The organism is Vibrio sp. B7, assembly GCF_963888765.1.
Lineage (GTDB): Bacteria > Pseudomonadota > Gammaproteobacteria > Enterobacterales > Vibrionaceae > Vibrio > Vibrio anguillarum.
The window spans coordinates 189,946-213,524 of the sequence record NZ_CAWPKR010000011.1 but is presented as its reverse complement, the minus strand read 5'-3'; the positions used below and the strand labels follow the sequence as shown (position 1 = coordinate 213,524).

21 protein-coding genes and 1 other annotated feature are annotated in these 23,579 nt (G+C 44.9%); of the genes, 8 read left to right on the top strand and 13 right to left on the bottom strand.

Features of this window, described 5'->3' with window-relative positions:
• Positions 1–73: 73 nt before the first annotated feature.
• The 5 genes from trpCF to AACV32_RS06000 form a co-directional block, all read right to left on the bottom strand.
• Positions 74–1,483 carry a bifunctional indole-3-glycerol-phosphate synthase TrpC/phosphoribosylanthranilate isomerase TrpF gene (trpCF, locus tag AACV32_RS06020; protein WP_170894766.1) on the bottom strand — a complete coding sequence of 470 codons (1,410 nt, stop codon included), beginning with the start codon at positions 1,481–1,483 and terminating at the stop codon, positions 74–76.
• A 5-nt stretch (positions 1,484–1,488) separates the two neighbouring features.
• Positions 1,489–2,487 (bottom strand): anthranilate phosphoribosyltransferase, encoded by a 999-nt coding sequence (trpD, locus tag AACV32_RS06015; protein WP_170894765.1) that lies wholly within the window; start codon positions 2,485–2,487, stop codon positions 1,489–1,491.
• A gap of 20 nt (positions 2,488–2,507) precedes the next feature.
• Positions 2,508–3,098, bottom strand: a complete 591-nt coding sequence (locus AACV32_RS06010; RefSeq protein ID WP_013857142.1) for an aminodeoxychorismate/anthranilate synthase component II — start codon at positions 3,096–3,098, stop codon at positions 2,508–2,510.
• A gap of 5 nt (positions 3,099–3,103) precedes the next feature.
• Positions 3,104–4,669 (bottom strand): anthranilate synthase component 1, encoded by a 1,566-nt coding sequence (locus AACV32_RS06005; RefSeq protein ID WP_170894764.1) that lies wholly within the window; start codon positions 4,667–4,669, stop codon positions 3,104–3,106.
• A gap of 124 nt (positions 4,670–4,793) precedes the next feature.
• Positions 4,794–4,896 (bottom strand) — a sequence feature (Trp leader region).
• Positions 4,843–4,980, bottom strand: coding sequence for a hypothetical protein (locus AACV32_RS06000; RefSeq protein ID WP_010318233.1), 138 nt, complete (start codon positions 4,978–4,980; stop codon positions 4,843–4,845). Its footprint overlaps the feature before it by 54 nt.
• A 64-nt stretch (positions 4,981–5,044) precedes the next feature.
• Between AACV32_RS06000 and rnm the strand changes: the two genes are divergently transcribed.
• From rnm to AACV32_RS05975, 5 genes are all read left to right on the top strand, one after another.
• Positions 5,045–5,914 (top strand): RNase RNM, encoded by an 870-nt coding sequence (gene rnm / locus AACV32_RS05995; protein WP_017042022.1) that lies wholly within the window; start codon positions 5,045–5,047, stop codon positions 5,912–5,914.
• Complete coding sequence (locus AACV32_RS05990; RefSeq protein ID WP_013857139.1) at positions 5,911–6,531, top strand: L-threonylcarbamoyladenylate synthase; 621 nt, start codon at positions 5,911–5,913, stop codon at positions 6,529–6,531. Before rnm ends, AACV32_RS05990 begins: the two co-directional genes overlap by 4 nt.
• 121 nt (positions 6,532–6,652) lie before the next feature.
• Positions 6,653–7,696 (top strand): 23S rRNA pseudouridine(2605) synthase RluB, encoded by a 1,044-nt coding sequence (rluB, locus tag AACV32_RS05985; RefSeq protein ID WP_013857138.1) that lies wholly within the window; start codon positions 6,653–6,655, stop codon positions 7,694–7,696.
• Positions 7,697–7,972: 276 nt separating this feature from the next.
• Positions 7,973–8,629 (top strand): GGDEF domain-containing protein, encoded by a 657-nt coding sequence (locus AACV32_RS05980; protein ID WP_236732704.1) that lies wholly within the window; start codon positions 7,973–7,975, stop codon positions 8,627–8,629.
• Positions 8,630–8,672: 43 nt separating this feature from the next.
• Positions 8,673–9,086, top strand: a complete 414-nt coding sequence (locus AACV32_RS05975) for an EAL domain-containing protein (protein WP_231564206.1) — start codon at positions 8,673–8,675, stop codon at positions 9,084–9,086.
• 230 nt (positions 9,087–9,316) lie between these two features.
• Here the strand turns inward: AACV32_RS05975 and cydC are convergent, their stop codons facing one another.
• The 4 genes from cydC to AACV32_RS05955 all read right to left on the bottom strand — a co-directional run bounded on the left by cydC (position 9,317) and on the right by AACV32_RS05955 (position 16,079).
• Positions 9,317–11,038 carry a heme ABC transporter ATP-binding protein/permease CydC gene (cydC, locus tag AACV32_RS05970; protein ID WP_170894763.1) on the bottom strand — a complete coding sequence of 574 codons (1,722 nt, stop codon included), beginning with the start codon at positions 11,036–11,038 and terminating at the stop codon, positions 9,317–9,319.
• Positions 11,031–12,818, bottom strand: a complete 1,788-nt coding sequence (cydD, locus tag AACV32_RS05965) for a heme ABC transporter permease/ATP-binding protein CydD (protein WP_170894762.1) — start codon at positions 12,816–12,818, stop codon at positions 11,031–11,033. Before cydD ends, cydC begins: the two co-directional genes overlap by 8 nt.
• Before the next feature lie 137 nt (positions 12,819–12,955).
• Entirely contained in the window at positions 12,956–13,915 is a 960-nt protein-coding gene (gene trxB, locus AACV32_RS05960) for a thioredoxin-disulfide reductase (RefSeq protein ID WP_170894761.1), read from the bottom strand.
• A gap of 133 nt (positions 13,916–14,048) precedes the next feature.
• Complete coding sequence (locus AACV32_RS05955; protein ID WP_017044628.1) at positions 14,049–16,079, bottom strand: GGDEF domain-containing protein; 2,031 nt, start codon at positions 16,077–16,079, stop codon at positions 14,049–14,051.
• A gap of 520 nt (positions 16,080–16,599) precedes the next feature.
• On the opposite strand from AACV32_RS05955, the gene AACV32_RS05950 reads away from it, so the two are divergent.
• Positions 16,600–17,256, top strand: coding sequence for a 2OG-Fe dioxygenase family protein (locus tag AACV32_RS05950; RefSeq protein WP_170894760.1), 657 nt, complete (start codon positions 16,600–16,602; stop codon positions 17,254–17,256).
• Entirely contained in the window at positions 17,231–18,469 is a 1,239-nt protein-coding gene (locus AACV32_RS05945; protein WP_170894759.1) for a cysteine desulfurase-like protein, read from the top strand. The genes AACV32_RS05950 and AACV32_RS05945 overlap by 26 nt, the downstream gene beginning before the upstream one ends.
• A 55-nt stretch (positions 18,470–18,524) precedes the next feature.
• On the opposite strand, the gene AACV32_RS05940 is transcribed toward AACV32_RS05945, so the two are convergent.
• The 3 genes from AACV32_RS05940 to AACV32_RS05930 all read right to left on the bottom strand — a co-directional run bounded on the left by AACV32_RS05940 (position 18,525) and on the right by AACV32_RS05930 (position 21,320).
• Positions 18,525–19,274 (bottom strand): SanA/YdcF family protein, encoded by a 750-nt coding sequence (locus AACV32_RS05940; RefSeq protein ID WP_026028037.1) that lies wholly within the window; start codon positions 19,272–19,274, stop codon positions 18,525–18,527.
• Complete coding sequence (locus tag AACV32_RS05935) at positions 19,247–19,570, bottom strand: DUF3392 domain-containing protein (RefSeq protein WP_088721142.1); 324 nt, start codon at positions 19,568–19,570, stop codon at positions 19,247–19,249. Before AACV32_RS05935 ends, AACV32_RS05940 begins: the two co-directional genes overlap by 28 nt.
• 61 nt (positions 19,571–19,631) lie before the next feature.
• The gene (locus tag AACV32_RS05930; protein WP_170894758.1) at positions 19,632–21,320 is read right to left on the bottom strand and encodes an NAD-dependent malic enzyme; all 1,689 of its coding nucleotides are present in this window, start codon (positions 21,318–21,320) and stop codon (positions 19,632–19,634) included.
• A 438-nt stretch (positions 21,321–21,758) separates the two neighbouring features.
• Here AACV32_RS05930 and AACV32_RS05925 point away from each other — a divergent pair, with 438 nt between their 5' ends.
• Complete coding sequence (locus AACV32_RS05925; protein WP_026028825.1) at positions 21,759–22,136, top strand: hypothetical protein; 378 nt, start codon at positions 21,759–21,761, stop codon at positions 22,134–22,136.
• 52 nt (positions 22,137–22,188) lie between these two features.
• Here AACV32_RS05925 and AACV32_RS05920 read toward each other — a convergent pair whose 3' ends face one another.
• Positions 22,189–23,292, bottom strand: a complete 1,104-nt coding sequence (locus AACV32_RS05920) for a phosphoribosylaminoimidazolesuccinocarboxamide synthase (protein ID WP_017042032.1) — start codon at positions 23,290–23,292, stop codon at positions 22,189–22,191.
• Positions 23,293–23,579 lie beyond the last annotated feature (287 nt).

Sequence of the window (23,579 nt, the reverse complement as noted above, 5' to 3'; positions counted from 1 at the left end):
GTTATCCCTTGCTACTTGACCTTGAGGCTGGGTGAGTCACTCGCTTTTCAAGCCAATGGGAATCGATTTAGTGTTAGTACTGCCGAATAGCGTCGAACGCTAGGGTTAGCTTGTGTAAGTCTTTTTTCCCCGGCTCGCTCTCAACACCTGAATTGAGATCGAGCCCTAAACAACCGATGTTTGCTGCTTGCTGAGCATTTTCAGGGGATAAGCCACCCGCCAACATGACATCGTTTATCTTGGTTAGTAATTGCCAGTCAAAACGTTGGCCAGTGCCGCCAGATTGCGTTCCTACTTTGGCATCGAATAAATGACGGTCAATGTGGCGCTCAAGTTTGGTCGGTAGGCAGTCGCTCACGCCATAAGCTTTCCAGATTTCAATCTGGCTAGGTAAGTGAGCTCTCAATTGGTCAACATAGGCTTGATCTTCTTCGCCATGCAGTTGCACCGCAAAGAGTTTTAACGTCGTAGCAATCTGCGTAATGGCTTCAATAGTGTGATTTTGAAACACGCCCACGTAGCGCAGCGGTGCGCCGCTCATCGTCAAACGTGCATTGTCCAAGTCGACATAGCGTTTGGATTGCGGCACAAAAATTAAGCCACCAAACACGGCTCCAGCTTGATAGGCTTTGGCCGCATCGTCAGCATGAGTTAAGCCGCACACTTTGTTTTCGCCGAGCGTCACTTTGCGTACCGCTAGCTCTAAATTTTCTTCGGCCATTAACGAGCTGCCGATTAAAAATCCGTTGGCGTATTGCGAAAGTTCACGCACTTGTTGGTGAGTATAAATGCCAGACTCAGAGATGATCACGGTTCCTTCTGGGAGTAAAGGTGCCAGCTGTTTAGTGCGATTTAGATCGGTTGAGAGATCGCGCAAGTTGCGGTTATTAATGCCAATAACTTTCGCTTGCAGGGCGACTGCCCGATGCAGCTCTTCCTCATTGCTCACTTCGGTTAAAATACCCATACCCAGTTGGTGAGCCACATTGGCTAGCGTTTGATAGTGTTGATCATCAAGGACGGACAGCATCAATAAAATGGCATCTGCACTGTAATGACGAGCCAAATAAACCTGATAAACATCAACCATAAAATCTTTGCAAATCACAGGTTGGCTTACTTGCGCGCGAACGCGTGGCAGAAATTCGAGGTTGCCTTGGAAATATTTTTCATCAGTCAAAACTGAAATGGCGTCTGCATATTGATGGTAAACCGAGGCGATATAATCCAAATCAAAATCTTGGCGAATGAGTCCTTTGGAAGGTGACGCTTTTTTACACTCCAAAATAAAAGCGGTTTTACCCGTGTTTAACGCATCATAAAACGAGCGATCCGATACGGTTAATAAGTGTTCGAAGCTGCCCAATGGTTGCTGCGTTTTACGCTGCTCGACCCATTCATATTTGTCATTGACGATTTTGGCCAATACTTCAGCCATTTGAGTATGCTGGGTTGAAATGTGGTCAGAAAGTTGCTCAGGCATGGGGCTTAACCTCTTTGTGCCAGTTGTTGGACAAGCTGATAGGCTTTGCCCGAGTTCATTACACTAATGGCCTGTTGTGTATTGGCTTTGAGATCTTCTTGGCCAAAAAGACGCAGCAGCAGCGCCACATTAACAGCGACGGCAGCCAATTGCGCTGGCGTGCCTTTCCCTATCAGCAGGTTGGTGATAATGGCGCGATTCTCCGCAGGCTCACCACCTTGAATGGCTTCGAGTGGGTAGCTTTCAACACCAAAATCTTTAGGTGTTAAGGTGTATTCGATGATGTGTCCATCACGAATTTCAGCCACTAAGGTTTCACCATGAATCGCCACTTCATCTAAACCACTGCCATGAACGACCGCTGCACGTTTCAATCCCATTTGTAACATGGTTTGGGCAATAGGCAGAACCAGTTCTTTACTGTAAACACCCATCAGTTCAATGTTGGGGCGAGCAGGGTTAATTAGCGGTCCTAATATATTGAAGATAGTGCGCGTTTTCATGGTTTGGCGCACGGGCATCGCATGACGCACGCCACCATGATATTGCGGCGCAAATAGGAAAGCGACGCCCAAATCATCGATGGCTTGGCGAGTATTTTCAGCGCTCATCGCAAGGTTAATACCAAATGAATCCAGTAGATCAGAAGAGCCTGATTTGCTCGATACTCCACGATTACCATGTTTGGCAATTTTTACGCCACAGGCAGCAGCAACAAATGCTGCGGTGGTTGAAATATTAAAAGTATTTGAGCCATCACCACCAGTGCCGACTATGTCTGCAAAATCATAGTCTGGCCTTGGAAACGGGGCCGCGTTAGCCAATAATGCTTTGGCTGCGCCAGCAATTTCATCGGGTGTTTCACCTTTGATTTTCAGTGCCGTCAATACCGCTGCCATCAAAATAGAGTCGAGTTCACCACGGATGATGAGATCAAACAGTTGCTGGCTTTCTGCTTGCGAGAGCGACTGCTGCGCGTAAAGTTTATTAATGATGTTTTCCATAAAATATCCCTATAAATCCGTTAGTGGGTGCTTTTTTCTAAAGCCCAATCGATCGCATTGGCAAGCAATGCTGCGCCATGAGTAGTCATGATGGACTCTGGATGAAATTGAAAGCCGCACACTTTATCTTGCTCTTGCACCACGGACATCACGAGCCCATCAACCTCTGCCGTGATGGTTAAACTATCCGGAACTTCAGTAGCCACTAGGGAATGATAACGAGCAATGGCTAATGGTGACGGTAGCTGTTGGTAAATACGGTGATGTTGGTGTTCCATCATCGAGATTTTTCCATGGATAATTTCGCCAGCACCCGCGACAGTGCCGCCGTAAGCTTCAACAATCGCTTGGTGACCTAAACAGATGCCAATGATCGGCACTTTGCCCTTAAGGCGTTGGATTAATTGTGGCATGCATCCCGCGTCTGCGGGCGCGCCCGGTCCGGGGGAGAGTAGCAGCAGCGGTTCATCCAATTGAAAGACCGCTTGTTCAATGCTCTGTGCGGCGATGTTGTTGCGATAAACTGTCACCGTATGGCCGAGTGAGCGGAATTGATCAACAAGGTTGTAGGTAAAGGAATCAAAGTTATCGATAAAAATAATGTTGGCCATGTCTGCTACTCCTGATGCGCGGCTTGAATTGCAGAGATCACGGCTTGTGCTTTACCACGTGTCTCGTCGGCTTCCGATTGAGGGTCTGAATCATAAACGACCCCAGCGCCCGCTTGAACTTGCGCAATACCCTGTTCGACATAAGCCGAGCGGATCACGATGCAAGTATCTAAATCGCCTTCCCCGGTAAGGTAGCCTACCGCGCCACCGTAACTGCCACGGCGGGCTTTTTCCACGTTACGGATAAGCTGCATGGCCCGAATTTTCGGCGCACCAGTGAGTGTGCCCATATTCATGCAGGCTTGGTAAGCGTGCAGTGCATCGAGATCGTTTCGGAGTTGACCCACCACGCGAGAAACCAAATGCATAACGTGACTGTAGCGATCCACTTTCAATAAATCAGCGACGTGGCGCGTTCCTGCTTGTGCAATACGTGCGACATCGTTGCGCGCAAGGTCGACCAACATCATGTGTTCAGCATTCTCTTTTTTGTCGCAACGTAGCTCAAGTTCAATGCGGCTATCTAAATCAAAATCAATTGAACCATCAGCGCGTTTACCACGGCGGCGAGTCCCTGCGATAGGGTAAATCTCAATCTGGTTGGTTTCGGTGGCGTATTTCAATGCGCTTTCAGGAGAAGCGCCAAACAGAGTAAAGCGTTCGTCTTGCATATAAAACATGTAAGGGCTTGGATTGCTCTCTTTCAGTTTTTTATAAGCAGCAAGTGGTGAAGGGCAAGGCAGCGTAAATCGGCGAGAAGGGACCACCTGAAAAACATCGCCTTTCACGACAAATTCTTTTAACGCTTGAACGGTCTTGCAAAACTCTTGGTCAGAAATATTCGTTGTCACGATTACGTTAGCTACGGTTTTGGCTTGCGGTAGTAATTTGGGTGCAGCACATTGCTGCGCGATCTCTTGTAAACGAGTAATTAATGTTTCACGCATTGTTGGCGTGGGGTTAAAAACACTGGCTTGCAACTGACAATGCTCAGTTTTATGGTCAATCACCAATAAGGTTTCTGCGATATAAAAAACGTAGTCTGGACACTGATTAGTCGTATCGGCATTTCCTAGCGGTTCGAAGTTGGCCACCAAATCGTAGGCAAATAAACCGCCTAGAAAGAGGGCATGTTTATCGTGATGACGAAGATCGAAACTGTGCTGCACGAGACGTAGTGCATCAAAAGAAGAGGCTTCGCGTAGGCGAGAATCTTCGTCTAGCGTGTCGCATGGTGCTTGAAATTGAAGTGTTAAGGTATTTTGTTGTAACTGATGTTCAATATCCGTTTTAATATTACGCTGTAGATGTTCGATGAGCTGTTGACCATTGTCTGTCAATGCGTAAAAAGTGACAACGTGACCAAAGCAAGTGATGCGCACGGCAGCATCAACCAATAATAGACTTTTGAGATCCTGTTTTGAGTCGATCTCGGCGGATTCTAATAGCAAACAATCTGTTTTTGACTCACATAGCGTATGAAATAGACGTGTTGGATCTTGGGTATAAGGCACGGACATATTGATTACGTCAATTTGGCCTAAGCTTTTAATTTCAATGGTCTTATTCACAAGACCTCCTTGATGAATTTTAATGTTCCTGTCGTCCATACTCGCATAATCCTCTTAGAGACCCAATCATCACTTTGGGGGGGTCGCTGTTTTATTGCGCAATGTAATGTGAGCTATTCGACAAAATAAAAAGCCCGCTCATTGAGGCGGGCTTTGTGAATTCGTGTTCTATTTTAAAAGTACACGGTTGCCCACCAAGAACTTGTCCAAGTGTGCCACCAATTGAGCTCAGATGAAGCTGCGCTTAAATTGTGATTATGGTTTTGGTTAAATTCTTGTAACATGGTCAACCTCAAATACGTGCCTTGCATTTGCGTACTAGTTAACTAGTGCGAGAGTAAAAAGTCAAGCCTAAAAGATGGCCAAAATAAAATTATGAGAATTGATCTACATAGCCACACCACTTCTTCAGATGGCAGGTTATCGCCGCAAGCGTTAATCGATAGGGCGCTAAGCTTTGATATTGAGGTATTGGCGATCACTGATCACGATACGACTGATGCATTAACTATTGCTCATGACTATATTAATCAGCAACAATTACCCATCACCTTGATCGATGGCATCGAGATTTCCACGGTTTGGCAAAATAAAGATATTCATATTGTTGGGCTCAACATCGACTCAAACGCTCAAGCTCTGCAGCAGTTAATTGAGCAGCAAAAGGCACATCGTGTGCAGCGCGCACAATTGATTGCACAACGATTGCAAAAAGTGACACGTGAAGGGGTGTTAGAAGAGGTGCAAGCCATCGCCGGAGAAGCACCGATTACTCGTGCGCATTTCGCAAAATGGCTGGTTGAACAGGGTTTTGCGAAGAACATGCAGCAGGTGTTCAAAAAGTTTCTCACCCGCGATAATCCCGGGTATGTACCACCAAGTTGGTGCTCGATGACCGATGCCGTTGAAGCAATACACGCCGCTGGTGGCCAAGCGGTATTAGCGCATCCTGGACGATATGACTTGACGACCAAGTGGCTCAAGCGCTTAATAACGGCGTTTGTAGAAGCGGGTGGTGACGCTATGGAAGTGGCACAGCCACAACAAGCGCCACAAGAAAGACGTAATTTGGCCGATTATGCCATACAATACAATCTATTAGCTTCTCAAGGCAGTGACTTTCATTACCCCTCACCTTGGATGGAACTGGGGCGAAATCTTTGGTTGCCTTCTGGCGTCGATCCTGTCTGGAAAGATTGGGGTTTAAGCCCCGTAGATAGACTCAATAATGAGGAATTACAATGAGCCAGTTTTTTTACGTTCATCCAGAAAACCCGCAGACTCGCTTGATTACTCAAGCGGTTGCCATTATCCGCAATGGCGGAGTTGTTGTGTACCCAACGGATTCTGGTTATGCACTAGGCTGCCAACTAGAAAATAAACAAGCATTAGAGCGTATTTGCCAAATTCGCCGCCTTGATGATAAGCATAATTTTACCTTGCTGTGCCGTGATTTGTCAGAGCTCTCTTTTTATGCGCGTGTAGATAATACCGCTTTTCGCTTGCTAAAGAATAATACACCTGGCCCTTATACGTTTATTTTTAAAGGGACCAAAGAAGTGCCACGTCGGTTAATGAATGCGAAGCGTAAGACGATCGGTATCCGAGTGCCTAATAACCGTATTGCACTTGATTTACTTGAAGCGTTAGGTGAACCACTAATGTCCACCTCACTTATTTTGCCCGGCAACACCCATACAGAATCGGATCCAGAAGAGATTCGGGATCGTCTTGAGCACGCCGTGGATGTCATTTTAAATGGGGGTTATTTAGGTGAACAGCCGACGACAGTGATTGATTTCAGTGAAGATGAGATGGTGGTTGCTCGCGTGGGAGCGGGCGATCCAACACCTTTTGAATAGCTTTTGAGTAGGCCATCAAAACGAGTGCTTTTTGGCGTAGAATTTGAGATACTATGCGGCCGCGATTTTGGGGTCGCATTTTTTCATTCGACGTCTGTGAAGACGACACATAGGTAGATAAATGAGCGAAAAGTTACAAAAAGTTTTAGCACGAGCTGGTCATGGTTCTCGTCGTGAGTTAGAAGCTTTGATTAGAGCAGGACGTGTCAGTGTTAATGGCAAGGTAGCTATGTTGGGCGAGCGTCTAGAAGATGATAACGCGGTTGTGCGTATTGATGGACATGCTGTTTCCGTTAAAGCGCCAGAAGAGGTTATTTGTCGAGTGCTTGCTTACTACAAACCGGAAGGTGAGCTTTGTACCCGTCATGATCCAGAAGGTCGTCGGACGGTATTTGATCGCCTACCTAAAATTCGTGGTTCGCGTTGGATTTCAGTTGGCCGCTTAGATGCCAACACCTCAGGCTTACTTCTCTTTACTACCGATGGTGAATTGGCTAATCGCCTTATGCACCCAAGCCGTCAAGTAGAACGCGAATATTTAGTGCGTGTTTTTGGCGAAGTGAACGAACAGAAAGTGCGTAACCTCGTTAAAGGGGTTGAGCTAGAAGATGGCTTGGCACGCTTTGAAGATATCGTTTACGCTGGTGGTGAAGGTATGAACCATACTTTCTACGTCGCGATTAACGAAGGCCGTAATCGTGAAGTTCGTCGTCTTTGGGAATCTCAAGATACCACAGTGAGCCGTTTGAAACGCGTTCGTTATGGCGAGATCTATTTGGACAAAAAACTGCCACGCGGCGGTTGGATGGAACTGGATCTTAAAGATGTAAACTATTTACGTGAATTGGTTGAACTGCGTCCTGAAAAAGAGACGATGCTAGATTTGAGCAAAGACAACACTTCACGTACTCGTGAGCGTGCGCGTAGCCAAAAAATTCGCCGTGCCGTTAAGCGCCATGAAGAGCGCGTAACGACGACTGGCAAGCCTAAAAGTCGTACGACCAATGGTACAACGACGAATGGAAAAAAAACTAACGGTACGACAACCAATGGCACAACTACTGGCCGTCGCAAGCCTGCTTCAAGTACCCGTAACAGTGGTGCCGATGGTAGCCGCGGCACTGGTCGGCCTCAAACTGGTAAAGCGAAAGCGCCACGTCGATAAGCGAAACTTTCTCGTTGCCTGTTAGTTGATATTAAAATCCCGAGCTAAGCTCGGGATTTTTTCATTTAAGACATTGATAATAAAATAAAAATTAAAACAATAGAGTTGGTATTGAGCACTTGTGCATGGATTGACATCCCTATGTTCATATTTTCTGGTATTAAGTGAGTAGAGTGAAGAAGCAGGCTACATGTGGCATGTATGGTATGGTTGACTAAATTTTAGTGATGCTACAATGTTACGATCACAGGCGGGTAGATTTGGAGTTAGTTAAACATGGATAGAGCAGGCATCTCAGCCGTTAAAGTGGCACTTATCTACGCAACATTTGCCGTGCTCTGGATATTATTCTCGGATATGACAGTCGAATTATTGCTAGATAACGCCCAGTTGCGCGCTCTCGCTCAAACCTATAAGGGGTTGATGTTTGTCATTATTACCGCCTTACTTTTGCTCATGTTGGTGCTTAGAGGGAATCGCTTACTAGAAAAAGCCAATGATATGGACAGCCTCACTGGGCTGCACAGCCTTAGTATGTTTGTGCGTACTCTCAATATAACGATCAAAAAATTAAAGTCTAATGAGCGATTTATTCTTTGTTACCTTGATGTCGACGATTTTAAAAGTATCAACGAAACTCTGGGGTTTGAGCGTGCAGATGCATTTTTGCAGGATTTAGCTCACGATATTAACGAAATGACTTTGCCCAGCTCATTAGTATCGCGCTTACATGCCGATCAGTTTGCCAGTTTTGTAAAGTTGAGTGACGCTGTAGATATGGATTCTCATGTTCGGAGCGTCCAACGTCTGTATACCCATCGGGCCAAGCAACACAATATTGAAACAACTTGCTGCATAGGTGTTGCCATTTACCCAGCCGATGGTATCAGCGCCAGAGAGCTGATGGTTTCCGCGACTGAGGCTCTTTCTTAATGTTGCAAAGAAACAAAAGAACGCTATTCAGCAGCATGAGAATTTGAACTCATACATACGCATTGAAATTACGGAAACAGCAACGCTTACCGATATGAAAAAGAGTGTTGAAATTATTTCTAATCTGCAATCTAACGGGATTACTTTTTCCATCGATGATTTTGGCACTGGTTATACGTCACTTGCCATGCTCAAAGATCTTACTGTGGATGAAATCAAAATTGACCGCAGTTTCGTCTCTGAAGTAGAAAATGATGATCGTTCAAGAACGATAGTGAATGCCATTATTGCTATGGCGCAAAGTTTTGACATCGACATTGTGGCAGAAGGCGTAGAGAAGGCCAACCAATTGAAAATTTTGCAGGCAATGGGCTGTCAACAAGTGCAGGGCTACTACCTAGGGCACCCAATGCCAGCGGAAGATCTCATTAACCATTTGTCCTTGAATATTAATTAAAAATCTCACCTATAAAATGAGTAGTACGCTCAGTATTTATTAAGCTGATGAGGTACATATTTAGCGAGTTTGGTTGACTGCCGCTTCTTTGCAAGGCAGCTTCTTCACCCTCATGCACTGACTCTCAAAGCAAGAGGGCGAAGATTTTTCATACCAAGCTTCAGTTACCTAATTCAGCATAGTGTTCCTAAAAAAGATAAGTCTCATAACGAGCAAATGACAAACTATGGCTACAAGGTTTGTTGTAGTTGGAAATAGCGGCCTTGTTTGGCCAATAACGCTTGGTGGCTACCGTATTCCACGATTTCACCTTGTTCAATCAGGCAAATAGCATCCATTGTTTCTAACTCGACCAAGCGGTGAGTAATAAAGAGGACCGTTTTATGCGCAAAATGCTGTTGAAATAGAGCCAGAATTTGCTGCTCTGTTTGTTTATCCAAGCCTTCCGTGGGTTCATCGAGTAATAAAATTGAACCGTTGTGGAGCAGTGCGCGCGCGATACCGATGCGGCGTTTCTCTCCACCAGAGAGCTGACGGCCGCCGTCACCCAGCCATGCGTCCAAACCTAGATCGTCCAATAGAGTATGTAAACCGACTTGCGTTAAGGCGTGAGCCAACTGTTGATCGTTTGCGCTTGGATTGGCCATCGCGAGGTTGTCTCGTAGCGTGCCATTGAGTACATCTACACGTTGGCTAACCACACTGATGGTTTGGCGAAGTTCGCTCTCATTCCATGCTGTTAAGTGGGTACCTGCAATGGAGACGCTACCTTGCTGTGGATCCCAATAGCGTGACAGCAATTGCATTAAGGTTGATTTGCCAGAGCCTGTTTGTCCCACTATCGCAACGCGATGCCCTGCGGGAATATGGAGGTTGACATCGCGTAGCACATCTTGTCTGCTGTCAGGATAGTGAAAGGTTACGTCTGAAAATTCAATATCGAATTGACCTGAGTGCTGAGTTGAAGCGGTAGGAAATTGGACTTCAGGCTCAGCCAAAATAATATCGTTGAGGCGGCGAGCAGAAGTGAGTGTTTGCCCTAAATGTTGAAATGCACCAGCAATCGGCATCAGCAGCTCAAAACTTGCCATAGTTGCAAAAGCCACCAGTGCAATCATCGGGTCGGGTTGATTACCTGCCACACCATCGGCGGCAAGCCAGATCACTAACACAAGCGTCCAGCCATTAGCGAGCATGAGCAGTGCTTGTGCAAGGCCAGAAAAATGAGCGTTAGCCAATTGATTGACCAGCAATTTTTGCTGCGCGCTAAGAATCGCTTCACGGTAACGGTTTTCTGCACCAAACAGGGTCAGTTCACTGTAGCCTTGCAACCAGTCAAGCGTTGCAATACGCAAATCCGCCTTGTGCTGGGTGAGCTCGGCACCATTACGCTGACCCAGTTTATAAAAGAGGACTGGCCACACGAGCAGTAGCGTTAGAAGAATTGCACCAAGGGTTAAGCCAATGGCAGGGTCGAACCAACATAAGAATGCCGTTAACGCACTAATGCCTAGTACACCCACGGTTACTGGGCTGATTAAGCGTAAATAGACGTGATCCATAGCATCGATATCTGCCACTAGACGGTTGAGTAAATCAGCGTCTCTGAGGTTTGACACACGACCTGGGATCAGTGGCGCGAGTTTTTGGAAGAAGAAAATACGCAGATCCGTCAGCAGCTTGAATGTAGCATTATGGCTGACAACACGCTCACCCCAACGTCCTGCAGTGCGTCCCATGGCAAACCCACGTACAAACGCGCCCGGTAGCATGTAGTTGAATGTTTCACGAGCAATGGTTAAGCCAGCAATGGCCGCTGCGGATAAAAACCAGCCGGATAAGGTCAGTAGACCAATCGAGGCAAACAGGGTTAAAAAGGCCAGCAGCATGCCGAGAGATAAACCAAACCAGTGCTTTTTATACAATTTAAGGTAAGGGATGAGATCACGCATCAAGGTTCCCCTTATTGGCTTCATCAAGCGCTTGATTAGCTTGTAACATATCTGAAAACAGACCCTTTTGCTGGCTGAGTGTGTTGTAATCGCCTGTTTGAACTATCGCCCCATTTTGCATCACCAAAATCTGTTGCACCGATTTTAATGGTGCTAATTGGTGCGTCACGATTAAAGCGGTGTGGTGTTGAATTTGGCGGTTCAAACCTTGCATCACTAAGTGTTCGCTGCGGGCATCTAAGCTGGCGGTTGGTTCATCAAGTAGCCAAAAATTGCCGTTTTGTAGCAGCGCGCGAGCAAGTGCAATTCGCTGAGCTTGTCCGACAGATAATCCACCAGATCGATCGGTGATGGCGTAATCCAAACCATGTTTGTCGACAAATTCAGCCGCATAGGCATTGTCTAAAGCCGAATGAAGCGCTTCGTCACTCATGTCATACTTGCCAAGGCTGATATTCTCAACGATGGTTCCGTGCACCAATAGTGGGTTTTGCCCAACCCAACTGATCTGCTTACGCCAGCTGGTATGCTCAAGATCGCTCAGTTCAATACCATTAATTTTCAAACTGCCTTGGTAAGGCATGAAGCCTAAAATGGCGTTTACTAAGCTGGTTTTACCTGCACCGCTTGGCCCGACAAGCGCAGTGGTTGAATGGTTATCTAACGTAAATGAAATTGGACCGACCAAGCGTTTTCCTTCTGGGCTAAACACTTCGAGATCTTGCGCTACAATGTCAATCTGCTGTGCACCGTCGAGCGAGATAGATCCTGATTTCACTTTGCTGATGTCTGTTTCCAAAAACTCGACAATGCTTTCAGCCGCGCCGACAGCTTGTTGTTTGGCGTGATAAAAGGTGCCCAAATCACGTAATGGTTGATAAAACTCAGGCGCAAGGATCAAGATAAATAGGCCGGAAAATAGAGTTACGGCTGTACCGTAGTAGCCGAAATTCAACTCGCCAATAAAGCTAAAACCAAAGTAAACGGCGGTGATGGCGATCGATATCGAGGTGAAAAATTCTAACACTGCTGATGATAGAAAGGCGATTTTCAATACATCCATTGTGCGAGTGCGAAAGACTTCAGAAGCGCCTTTAAGCTGATCGGCTTCGGCTTGTGTGCGGTTGAATAGGCGTATTGTAGTCATCGACTGCAGGCGATCATAAAAGTGACCAGATAACCGCTGCAGAGCTTTGAAATTTTTACGATTAGCATCGGCTGCTTTCATACCGACTAAGGCCATAAACAGCGGCACTAAGGGTGCGGTGATTAAGAAAATCAAACCCGCCGCCCAGTTGACGGGAAAGACCACAATCAAAATCATAAACGGGATCAACACAGATAATGACATCTGCGGTAAATAGCGCGCAAAAAAGTCCTGCATGTTTTCGACTTGTTCAAGCAGTAATGTTGCCCATGCACCGGCAGGCTTACCTTTAATGTAAGCAGGTCCCAACTCGCGAACTTTATCCAGTATTAACTGACGGATATAAATGCGGATCTGCTCTCCGCAGCGAAAACCCGCAATTTCACGCCCCCATGCGCACGCGGCACGTGCGGCAATCGTCACCACCAAACCAAGAAAATAGGGAATGAGCTCTGCTTTATCAACTTGTTCAATAATCAGTTGATGCAGAATGGAGGCGAGGAGTGCGGCCTGAGCCAGCAAAAACACACTTGATAATACGCCAAGGCCAACAGCAATCATTAACCAGCGTTTTGCCAGTTTACTTTGCTGTTTGAGCCAATTATTCAAGCTACGTTGCTTTTTCTTATCCATTTCGAAGGCTTAATGAGAATTATTATGTAAACGGAAGGGCGGTAGTATACAAAATAAAGCCCGATGGATATACCACCGGGCTGTCGGGTTTTGTTATAAAACTGGAAAATAACCTTTTGCTTACTTGTCGTTCATGCCTACTTATCGTTCAAGCTATCTAGGTAACGTTCCGCATCTAAGGCGGCCATACAACCTGTTCCTGCCGAAGTGATCGCTTGGCGATAGTTGTGATCCATCACATCACCAGCAGCAAACACACCTTCAATGCTAGTCTGAGTTGCATTACCATCAAGGCCAGATTTGACCACGATATAGCCCTCTTTCATCTCTAGCTTACCAGCAAACATGTCGGTATTCGGTTTGTGACCAATCGCGATAAAGACGCCCATCACGTCAAGATCTTCTGTAGTTTCTGATTGGGTGTGTTTCATACGAACACCCGTCACGCCAGTCTCATCACCTAAGACTTCCTCTAGGGTACGGTCAGTGTGTAGCACTATATTGCCGCTTGCGACTTTATCCATCAGACGGTTAATCAGAATTTTTTCTGCGCGGAACGAATCACGGCGGTGGATGAGGTGAACTTGTGCCGCAATATTAGATAGATAAAGCGCTTCTTCCACCGCGGTATTGCCGCCACCTACAACGGCCACTTTTTGGTTACGATAGAAAAAGCCATCGCAAGTAGCACAAGCGGAAACTCCTCGTCCTTTAAAGGCTTCTTCTGAATCTAAACCTAGGTAACGTGCGGATGCTCCTGTTGAAATGATCAGAGCATCGCAGCTATATTCTGCACTATCGCCTTTAAGGCGGAATGGCCGCTGTGAAAAATCAACTTCATTAATATGATCAAACACAATCTCGGTTTCGAAGCGCTCGGCATGCTCTTTCATTCGCTCCATTAAAGCAGGGCCCGTGAGGCCTTCTGCGTCTCCTGGCCAGTTTTCTACTTCTGTAGTGGTCGTTAACTGACCACCTTGCTGCATACCGGTAACGAGAACTGGATTAAGGTTAGCGCGAGCTGCGTAAACGGCTGCCGTATAACCAGCCGGGCCGGAACCAAGAATAAGAAGTTTGCAATGTTTCACGTTGCTCATGGGGACTCCAGTATCGAAAATGCTCGAAAATTTAACACGATTGTAGGGAATATCTCGAGTCAATTAAAGCGATTACATGGGCTAGCTTAGAAATAATCGTTATATAGCCAAACTGAGCAATGATGGGACTTGGCTAATAAGTCAGCCAACGTGTTTTTAAGCAATTTCGGCCGCTGGCTTTAGCCGCATAAAGTAGTTGGTCGACTTCTTCACACAATGCTTGGAGGTCTAAATCAGTATTCGTTGCGGTCAACACGCCAAAACTCGAAGTGACGGATACCGATTCTCGTGATTCGGTTACAAAATGGTGATCTTCAATTTTTCGGCGCAAGGTTTCGGCAATTTCGCTAGCGACGCTTAAGTCAGTGTCGGGTAGTAAGATGAGAAACTCTTCCCCACCGTAGCGAGCGACAACATCGGAAGAGCGTACCGATGACTTAAAGATAGCCGCAGTTTCTACTAATACTTGATCGCCGAAGGCGTGACCATAAGTGTCATTAATGACTTTAAAATAATCAATATCGGTCAAAATAAGGCTAATCGGTTTTGCATCTTCATTATGTTGGATCTGTTCGTCTAATTGCGCTGAATCGAATGGCTCGGCGTTTTTTTTAGGTGAAGATTGACCTTTGAACCAAGTCTGTTGCCACATCAAAATCCGTTGTGCGAGTTTAATAAGCGTTTCGCTACTATTTTGGTAAGATTTAGATTGATGTTTTGCAAATCGTTCTTCCATGTAGCGTCGATTATACAAGCCAGTCAAGGTGTCCGTTTTGGCAAGCATGCCCATTTTGATGCGAGAGCGGTTGGCCCAGATAAATATGACCAATAATCCGATTAATGCAAGAGCAAGGAAAAAGACGATTTCACCTAATAGATGAAACGTTTTCTGATGGTTTTCAATTTCTAGCTTTTGAAGTACGTTGTTCCAGTTTAGATCCTGATTTTCATATTGTAGACGCTCAAGATCAAACAACATTTGTTGTCTCTGTAAGTTCTCTATCTGTTCAACATTGCGAAGTGTGAGCGATCGTAAATGATAAAAATCATAAGTTTCATAGGCTTGTTTGTAGTTATTTTGCCCAGCATAAGCCTGTGCTGCCACTTTTAACAACTCTATCTGTTGAATAAGTAGATTTGATCTTTGCTTGATATGCACAATGAGTGGTTCTACAAATTCAATCACTTCACCGTAGCGTTTTTGTTCCAATAGATCTTGTGTTTGTAATAGCTGAAAAGTGGCAAGGTAGCCTGGTTGGCTTTCTCTGTACTGCAGTTCCTCTGCTTTTTTCAAGAAAAAGCGCATTTGATCTCGGTTGTTGGTATCTCGATAAAGCCGTGCAAGTTCGATGTTAATACGAAAGCGATGTCGCCCGTCACCCAGTATTTGTGCTAGCTTGAGTGCGGTTTTATAGGTTTCGATCGCCGCCGTGATTTGATTACGTGACTCTTGCAACTTAGAGATGTCGAGTAAGCTAACCAATTGGCTATAAGACATTTTACGCTGCTTGAAGTAACTGTAGGAATTTTCAAGTAACAGTTGTGAACGATCAAAATCTTGTAGCTGAACCAGTATTTGACCTAGACCGTGAGATATTCTCTCCATTAACTCTTTGTTATCAATGGATTTTGCTGTATCAATTGAGGTCATTATTGCGGCGTACGATTTTTTAAACTCGCCTTGCTCTTGGTAATAGAGGCTTTTAGCTAGTAATACTTCTGATTCGATTTGTGCATTGTGATCGTTTCCTGCTTCAACTAACAGTGCGTCAAGTTTCGGCAACACGTCGACTTTTTGGTGCCGTAAAGCTTGAATCTCTCTTAGTTTGAGAGTGAGCGTTTCAACGTTGGTGTGTTCTGTTCGCTTTAATCCTAATTGTGCCGCTTCTAAGCTCCTATCATATTCCTCTAGTAGCCCATATACAGTGGCTTTGGCCAAATAGTAACGAACAACGAGAGCGGAAGGCTGTGACAATATGATGTAGTCTTCTTCTAGTTCACTAATTTGTGCTTTTGCCTTGATCGGTAGTGAATAGGTGATCTGCTCAATGCCCTCCAATGCTTGGAGAAATTTATCTTTAGGATCTATAGCCGCATAGGCATTGATTACACTGAAACCTAATGCGATGAAAGTCCACAGTGTGACTTTAATACTAGAGTTCACGAGTTGAGGATCTCCTTATCAGTTGAGCGATGTTTCAACTAAGTCTTAATAGTCAAATATATCAATTAGTTTGATGATCTAGTATTAACTTTAGTCTAATTTTTGGCATGGCTTACTACTTAAATGGTGCTAATTTAGAGTTAATGAGATGCTATATGGCTCATGGATTAATACATGCTAAATTTAGTCGAATCGAGTTGATAAATTAGTTACTGATATGTCCTTTAAACCTGCCCATGGTCTACATACCATTCCTACATCATCCTAATGTTGGTAATTCATTGTTTTTAAAAGCCTATTAACCTTGAAGTAGTGAGCTTGTCTAAAAATCGCTATGTGTCATGCTCGCTATTGGATGTTAATTCTTATTTTTGTGATTATTTAAGTATTAAATTTTATATTGATAGTCACATACAGATATAACATTCATTTTTACTTGAATGTGCAATATTAGTGCGTATCCTTAATGTAAATTAATTGTTAATTTAATGTGTTCAATAATTTAATTCAGGAGCTGGTGATGTTAGCTGTACATGAAAACACTTTACAGATTACACAATTAAGTCAAAAAGCGATTCAACAACTTGCTCCCTCCTTTGCGCAATTACCACATACGGAGCATGCTGATGGTCAGTATCGTTTACGGCGCTACTCTGTGGTTCAATTTAACAAAGGGAAAGTCGAGGCGTTGGACAAGCATGACTTTATGCAAACCGATCAAATCAATCATTTTCAAGGCAACATTAAGCGTCATTTCGATCCTATTTTACCCTCTACGTTACAAAGTGAGGGGATGAGAGAAGTGTGCGAGGTGTTTGTGAGTACGAATGGTCTGCCTAATGGGCAAGAGATTGAAATCCATCAGATCCGAATTGCTGCTGTGTTTGATGAGACGCAAGTCGCGCCAGAAGGTGTCCATCAAGACGGTTTTGATCATATTGCGTTGGTGGGGGTGAATCGCCACAACATCGTTGGCGGTGAAATTATGCTTTATCAAGACTGCAATGAAGCCCCTTTCTTTCGGAAAGTGTTAGAAAATGGTGAGATTGCGATGCTCGCGGACAGTAAGTTATGGCATAACGCTTGTCCTATTCGCTCGATTGAGCATGGGCAAGAAGGTCATATGGATGTTTTTGTGTTAACCGCTAAGGATGGCCGAAATGCTCTTCACTCCTGAAAAAGCGCGTACCCAGTTTAGTGCTTTGTCGCAAAAATATCATGGTAAGTCAGTGAGTTTCTTAGATGGTCCAGGTGGCTCGCAAGTACCTAAGTCGGTAATAGAAAAAATGAGTGAATATCTGGGCCATTTTAACTCTAATTTGGGCGGACACTATTTTTCAAGCCAAATCACCACTGATTTAATGCAGCAGGCTCGTGAGTCGGTGCAAGCGCTTCTGAACGCTGAGTCATCAGGAAATATTGTATTTGGCGCGAATATGACCTCGTTGACTTTTCAGCTAAGTCGAGCCATTAGCCGAGATTGGCAAGCGGGCGATGAAGTGATTGTTACTGCGCTTGACCATTACTCCAATGTCTCCAGTTGGCAGCAAGCGGCGCAGGATAAGCACGTTACAGTGCACCAGGTAAAGGTGAACCAACAAGATTGTACTTTGGATGTTGAGCACTTACTGTCATTACTCAATCCTAAAACAAAGCTGGTAGCGGTCACTTATGCTTCGAATACCACAGGATCTATTGTCGATGTTAAACGCATTGTGGATGCGGCGCATCAAGTCGGCGCGATGGTGTATGTGGATGCCGTTCACTATGCTCCGCACCATTTGATTGATGTACAAGAATTAGGCTGTGATTTTTTAACCTGTTCGGCATATAAATTTTTTGGTCCACACGTTGGTATCGCTTATATCGCTTCGCAGTGGTTACATGCACTTAAACCCTACAAAGTTGAACCTGCAACCAATATTGGTCCGGGACGTTTTGAAACGGGTACGCAGAGTTTTGAAGGTTTGGCAGGCGTGATTGCTGCAGTGGAATATTTGGCGCAATGGGGAGACGCGAGTGGCTCGTTAAGAGAGCGTTTGATCGATAGTTTCATTCAATACAACCAGCATGAACGCCAATTAAGTGAGTATTTTCTGTATAAACTTAAAGGATTGAGTTCGGCTAAGCTCTATGGCCTGACCAAGGCTAACAGTGAGCTACGTACACCGACCTTTGCCATTCGCTTAGCTAATCACCACCCAGAATTTGTGGCCAAAACATTGGGCGAGCATAATATTTGTGTGTGGAATGGGCATTTCTATGCGCTTGGTTTAGTGCGTCAGTTAGATCTTGAAAACAGCGGTGGAGTTGTCCGTATCGGTTTTATGCACTACAACACGCGCAATGAAATTGACGCTTTGTTTGATGTCTTATCCACATTAGCGTAACCAAAGTGGCCCGGAAATCTGTCGAAGGAAAGGTTTCTGGGGCGCAGTGCCTCTTTTAGCTTTCATCTTCGGTTGGCTCTAAGGGTAACTCTTCGATCACAATTGGCTCTTTGGGACCTAAAAATTTAGGTTGAGTATTCGTGATATAGAGATCTAAAAATGCTTTCGTACGAGCAAAGACCTCACGCAGCCTCACTTTAAAACCAGAACGAGTTGTTGGCCCTGCAACCGCTAAACACTGAGCATTAATGTTATGGTAGTTGGCAATAAAGAGTGCTCGCTCACAATGAAATTGTTGAGAAATGATCAAAAAATTGTCGGTTTCGAAGATGCGTTTTGCGCGAACAATGGAGTCCAAAGTACGAAACCCTGCATAATCTAAGTAAATATGTTCGCTCGGGATCCCAGCGCGCAGCAGATCGCGTTTCATCGTCCACGGTTCATTGTACGAACGGTGAGCATTATCACCACTGAGTAAAAACCCTTTTACTTTGCCTTGCTCATACAAAGCGATCGCGGCTTCAATTCGGTGGGTATAGTAGTCATTGAGCGTTTTACCCAAGTACTTACTGGTTCCAAGTACAACAGCGACTTGGAATTGACCGACTTGATTTTGCTCGGTGACGATTTGTTTTTCGGCTTGCCAACTGACCCAGCGATCAATGCCAAGCACAAAAAGGCTTGAAATGAACAACAGTACAGACACGTAGCGAAGCAGCGTGTGAACCCGCTTTTTCCAAACAGGGCGAGAGTGATTTGAAGATGAAAATTTTAACACTAAATTTGACGGTTCCTTTGTGCCCAGATCCCGATAGCAATAAAGCAGAGCATAATAATGCTAAACATCATGCCTGATTCTAACTGCGAAAGTGTCCGAGCAAGGTAAGGGCTCGCTTTGATGATCACCAAACCGTAGCCGAAAGCGTTAATCAATATAAACGTAAATGTGCGAACGACAAAGTGTTGGTTGCGCATTAGCTTGCGCATCGCGGCGTTAATCTCTCCACCGAGCATCACGAGCAAACAAGCGATAAATGCAGTTGATATCTCCGTTAAATACGGTGATAAGTAATGCCCTGCGGGCGCTAAAAAGTTCATCATATTGACTCACAGAAAAGCCCCTAAACATCAGCCGAAGCTTAGGGGACAGCAGAGTAGTAGCTTAGAAAGCAGTGCGTTTGTAGCGGCGGTATACTGGCTGCCAAAAATGCTGCTCAATGGCGGTTTCTAACACATCATCTGGGATCTCCAGTGCAACGCCTTGCTCAATTGCTTTTTTCGCTACCGCAAACGCAATTTTCTTGGAAACGGAGTGAATGGCTTCCAGTGGTGGAAGTAACGCACCATGCCCATTAAGCGCCAGAGGTGAACAGTTGGCGAGTGCGCGGCTTGATTCCATCAGCATCTCATCAGTAACTCGACGCGCATTGACCGCCAGTACGCCTAAGCCGATACCAGGGAAAATATAGCTATTGTTGCATTGTGCAATTGGGTAGGTTTTACCGTTATGCAACACGGGATCGAACGGGCTGCCTGTGGCGACGAGTGCTTCACCGTTGGTCCAACGGATAATGTCATTGGGGGTCGCTTCAACACGGCTGGTTGGGTTCGATAGTGGGAAAATAATCGGGCGTGGGCAGTGTTTGTGCATCTCAGTGATAATCTCTTCACTGAATAATCCCGGAGCCCCAGAAACACCGACCAACACCGTTGGTTTGCCATTTTTCATTACTTCCAATAATGAGAAACCATTACCTCCTGTGTTCCAATCATGTGTGTCTTTGTTTTTTTGCACGAGGCGCTGTTGGAAATCAAGTAGGTTAGGCATTCCTTCTTGCAGCAGGCCCCAGCGGTCAACCATATAGACTTGAGAACGAGCTTGAGCATCTGAAATACCTTCTGACACCATTTGCGCGATGATTGCTTCGGCAATACCACAGCCTGCAGAGCCCGCACCAAGAAAAGCGATACGTTGCTCGGAGAGTTGACTGCCCGCGGCTTTGCATGCGGCCAATAGCGAACCTACAGTCACCGCCGCAGTGCCTTGAATGTCATCGTTAAAACAACAAATACGGTTTTTATAACGCTCTAATAGTGGCATTGCGTTCTTTTGTGCAAAATCTTCAAATTGGATCAGTGCATCAGGCCAGCGACGTTGCACCGCTTGGATGAACTCTTCTACAAATGCATCATATTCGGCCCCGGTAATCCGAGGGTGACGCCAGCCCATGTACATCGGGTCAGCCAAGCGCTGTGGGTTATTGGTTCCAACATCGAGCACGACCGGTAAAGTATAAGCAGGGCTAATACCACCACATGCGGTATAAAGTGCCAGTTTGCCGATAGGAATACCCATTCCGCCAATTCCTTGGTCACCCAAGCCGAGAATGCGTTCACCATCGGTCACTACGATAACTTTTACGTTATGGTTCGCTGCATTATTGAGTAAGTCATCGATGCGATCTCGATTCGGAAAGGAAATGAACAGACCGCGGCCGCGACGATAAATATTTGAAAAGTTTTCACACGCGGCACCCACCGTTGGTGTGTAGATGATGGGCATCATCTCAGTGATGTGGTTTTGTACTAAACGATAGAATAAGGTTTCGTTAGTATCTTGAATATTACGCAGATAGATATGCTTATCCATATCACTTTCAAAGCTGCAGTATTGTTGGTATGCGCGAACAACTTGTTCTTGTATCGTTTCCGTCGTTTCAGGAAGCAGGCCTTCTAAGTTGAAGGAACTGCGCTCTTCAGCACAAAATGCACTGCCTTTATTGAGCAAAGGCGTGCTGAGTAGAGCGGGGCCCGCATAGGGAATATAAAGAGGGCGTTTATCATTATTCATTGTCGGCCTATTTTAGGGTAGAAGGGAACTCAAAAATGATAACGGTTTACTCATGAGATTGTAAATAGACGAGCGGCGACACATGGCACAGAATACTGAAGAATGCAGATAAAAACGGTAGAATTCTTCGTGTTAATTGCTGAGGGCATCAATGTACACATTTTTGTCTATTGGTCTCCTTAAGCAGAGATTTCAAAAGTAGTGTTGAGCGATGATCACTTTAAGTGATAAAGCGACTTTTTGTTCACGGTTTGAAATATTAATCAATCAGACACATATGTCAGTAAGTCTGTTTATGCCTTGTTACAAACCTGGTTTTGATATAGCCAATCCATTTGATTTTAAGGAATAAAAGACTGTTTTTTTATATCCTATTGCTATATGAACAATCATGGATGATATTGAGTACAGTGTGCTGCCAATTTGTCGGGGGACAAAATGAATACACAAGAAAGGACACGGGTGGTGTTTGATTACACTACATTTCTTGGCGCGTCATGTAATAAGAAATGGACATTCCTCGAAGCCATGACGTCATTTGCACCGATTTTTGGTACGGTATGGAAAGACAGCATTAAAGAATTATCAAGCCCAGAGGATCGCCTATGGGAAATGGCGTTGAAGTCGTTATCAACACGCCGTAGTGATGAAGCGAATTTAATTTCACTGGTGAGATTGGCGAAATTAGAGGGGATTGAAGAGCTAAAATTAGTAATGCCGTATGCATTGGATTCTGAACAGATCCAATTGATTCAAAATAAAAGCCAATCTTTGATAAAAAATACAAAACCAGACGAATTTATTATCACCCTGTAAGGGGATAAACAGATAACGGGGCATATTTAATGTCCCGTTATTGTTTTGAGTACTAGTCAATCAAGCCATATTGAGAACGCAGGATCGTAATGATCTCTTGCTTTGGGTTTTGGCTTAATACGATCGGTTGGCCAACAATTTTCTCTGCAATCGCAAGATAGGTGTTGGAAATATCCATTAATGCAGCCAAAGGCAGCGCATTATCACGTGCAAGCGCTTCTCGCTCAGCCATCCGTTCTTTGTTGAGTAAAATATCTGGGTCAGGGAAGTAGTTGAGCAAGAATTGACGAAAACCTTCTTTCGAATTTTCCACAATACGTCCTTGCTGATAGGAAGCGCTGTCCCAGATGCGAGAAGAGTCCGGCGTACCTACTTCATCCATATAAATGAGTTTCTCAACGCCGTTGGCATCGGTGACATAACCAAACTCAAACTTGGTATCGACGAAAATTTGCTCTACTTGGCAGAGTGCATGGCTAATGACGCCGAAGCCTTCTTTTAATAACTTTTCATACAAGGCAATATCTTCGACACGACTGAAGTTAAAAGCGGCAAAATTCTCTTCAATATTATGACGTGAGATATTGACATCATCGGCTTCTGGAACACCGGGAATGCCTTTTAAGATGCCTTTGGTTGATGGTGTAATGAGCAGTTCTGGCAGTTTTTTATCTTTCTGCAAGCTTTCTGGTAATTGAATACCACAAAAATCTCGTTCACCTTTTTCGTAAGCACGCCACATTGAACCGGTAATATACTGGCGACAAATCGCTTCAATTTTGATTGGCTTGGCTTTTTGCACAATCCATACAAAAGGATGGGGAATATCTAAAATATGGCTATCGGCTAACCCGCTCTCTTGAAATAGCTTAAACCAGTGGTTTGAAATCGCGTTCAATGCCGCGCCCTTACCCGGTACACCTTTGATGCCACCTTCGGCATGCCAGATACAATCAAAAGCGGAAATACGGTCACTGATTACCATAATGGCTAAAGGTGCATCAGGAGCAACGTTGTAACCTTTTTCTTTGATCAAACGCTGGCTATCTTCTGGAGTTAGCCAATAAACAGAGCGAACTTTGCCGCTATGAACAGGTTGGTGAGTGCGAATTGGGAGGTCGTCATTGACGGCAAGGATTTGATCAGCAAGGCTCATTTAGACATTCCTATCTTTTTCAAACGTCATACAGAGAAGATATCGCTTAGCTCAACGCTAGTAAGGATATCGATAAACTGTGCGCATCATACCAGAACTATTTTCTGCTGCCAGATAAAAAGCAAACGATTGCCTTTTGTTTGAAAAATTAAGCAGTGGTGAGTTGAATTCAGGAGAAAAGATGCAGTTCTGAGTCGATAAAGCGGCAAACATTGAGATAAAAGCGAAGTAAATAGAGGGGCGATGGCTCGCCAAAAGCCACACATGTGACTTTGGGCGAGTAGCAC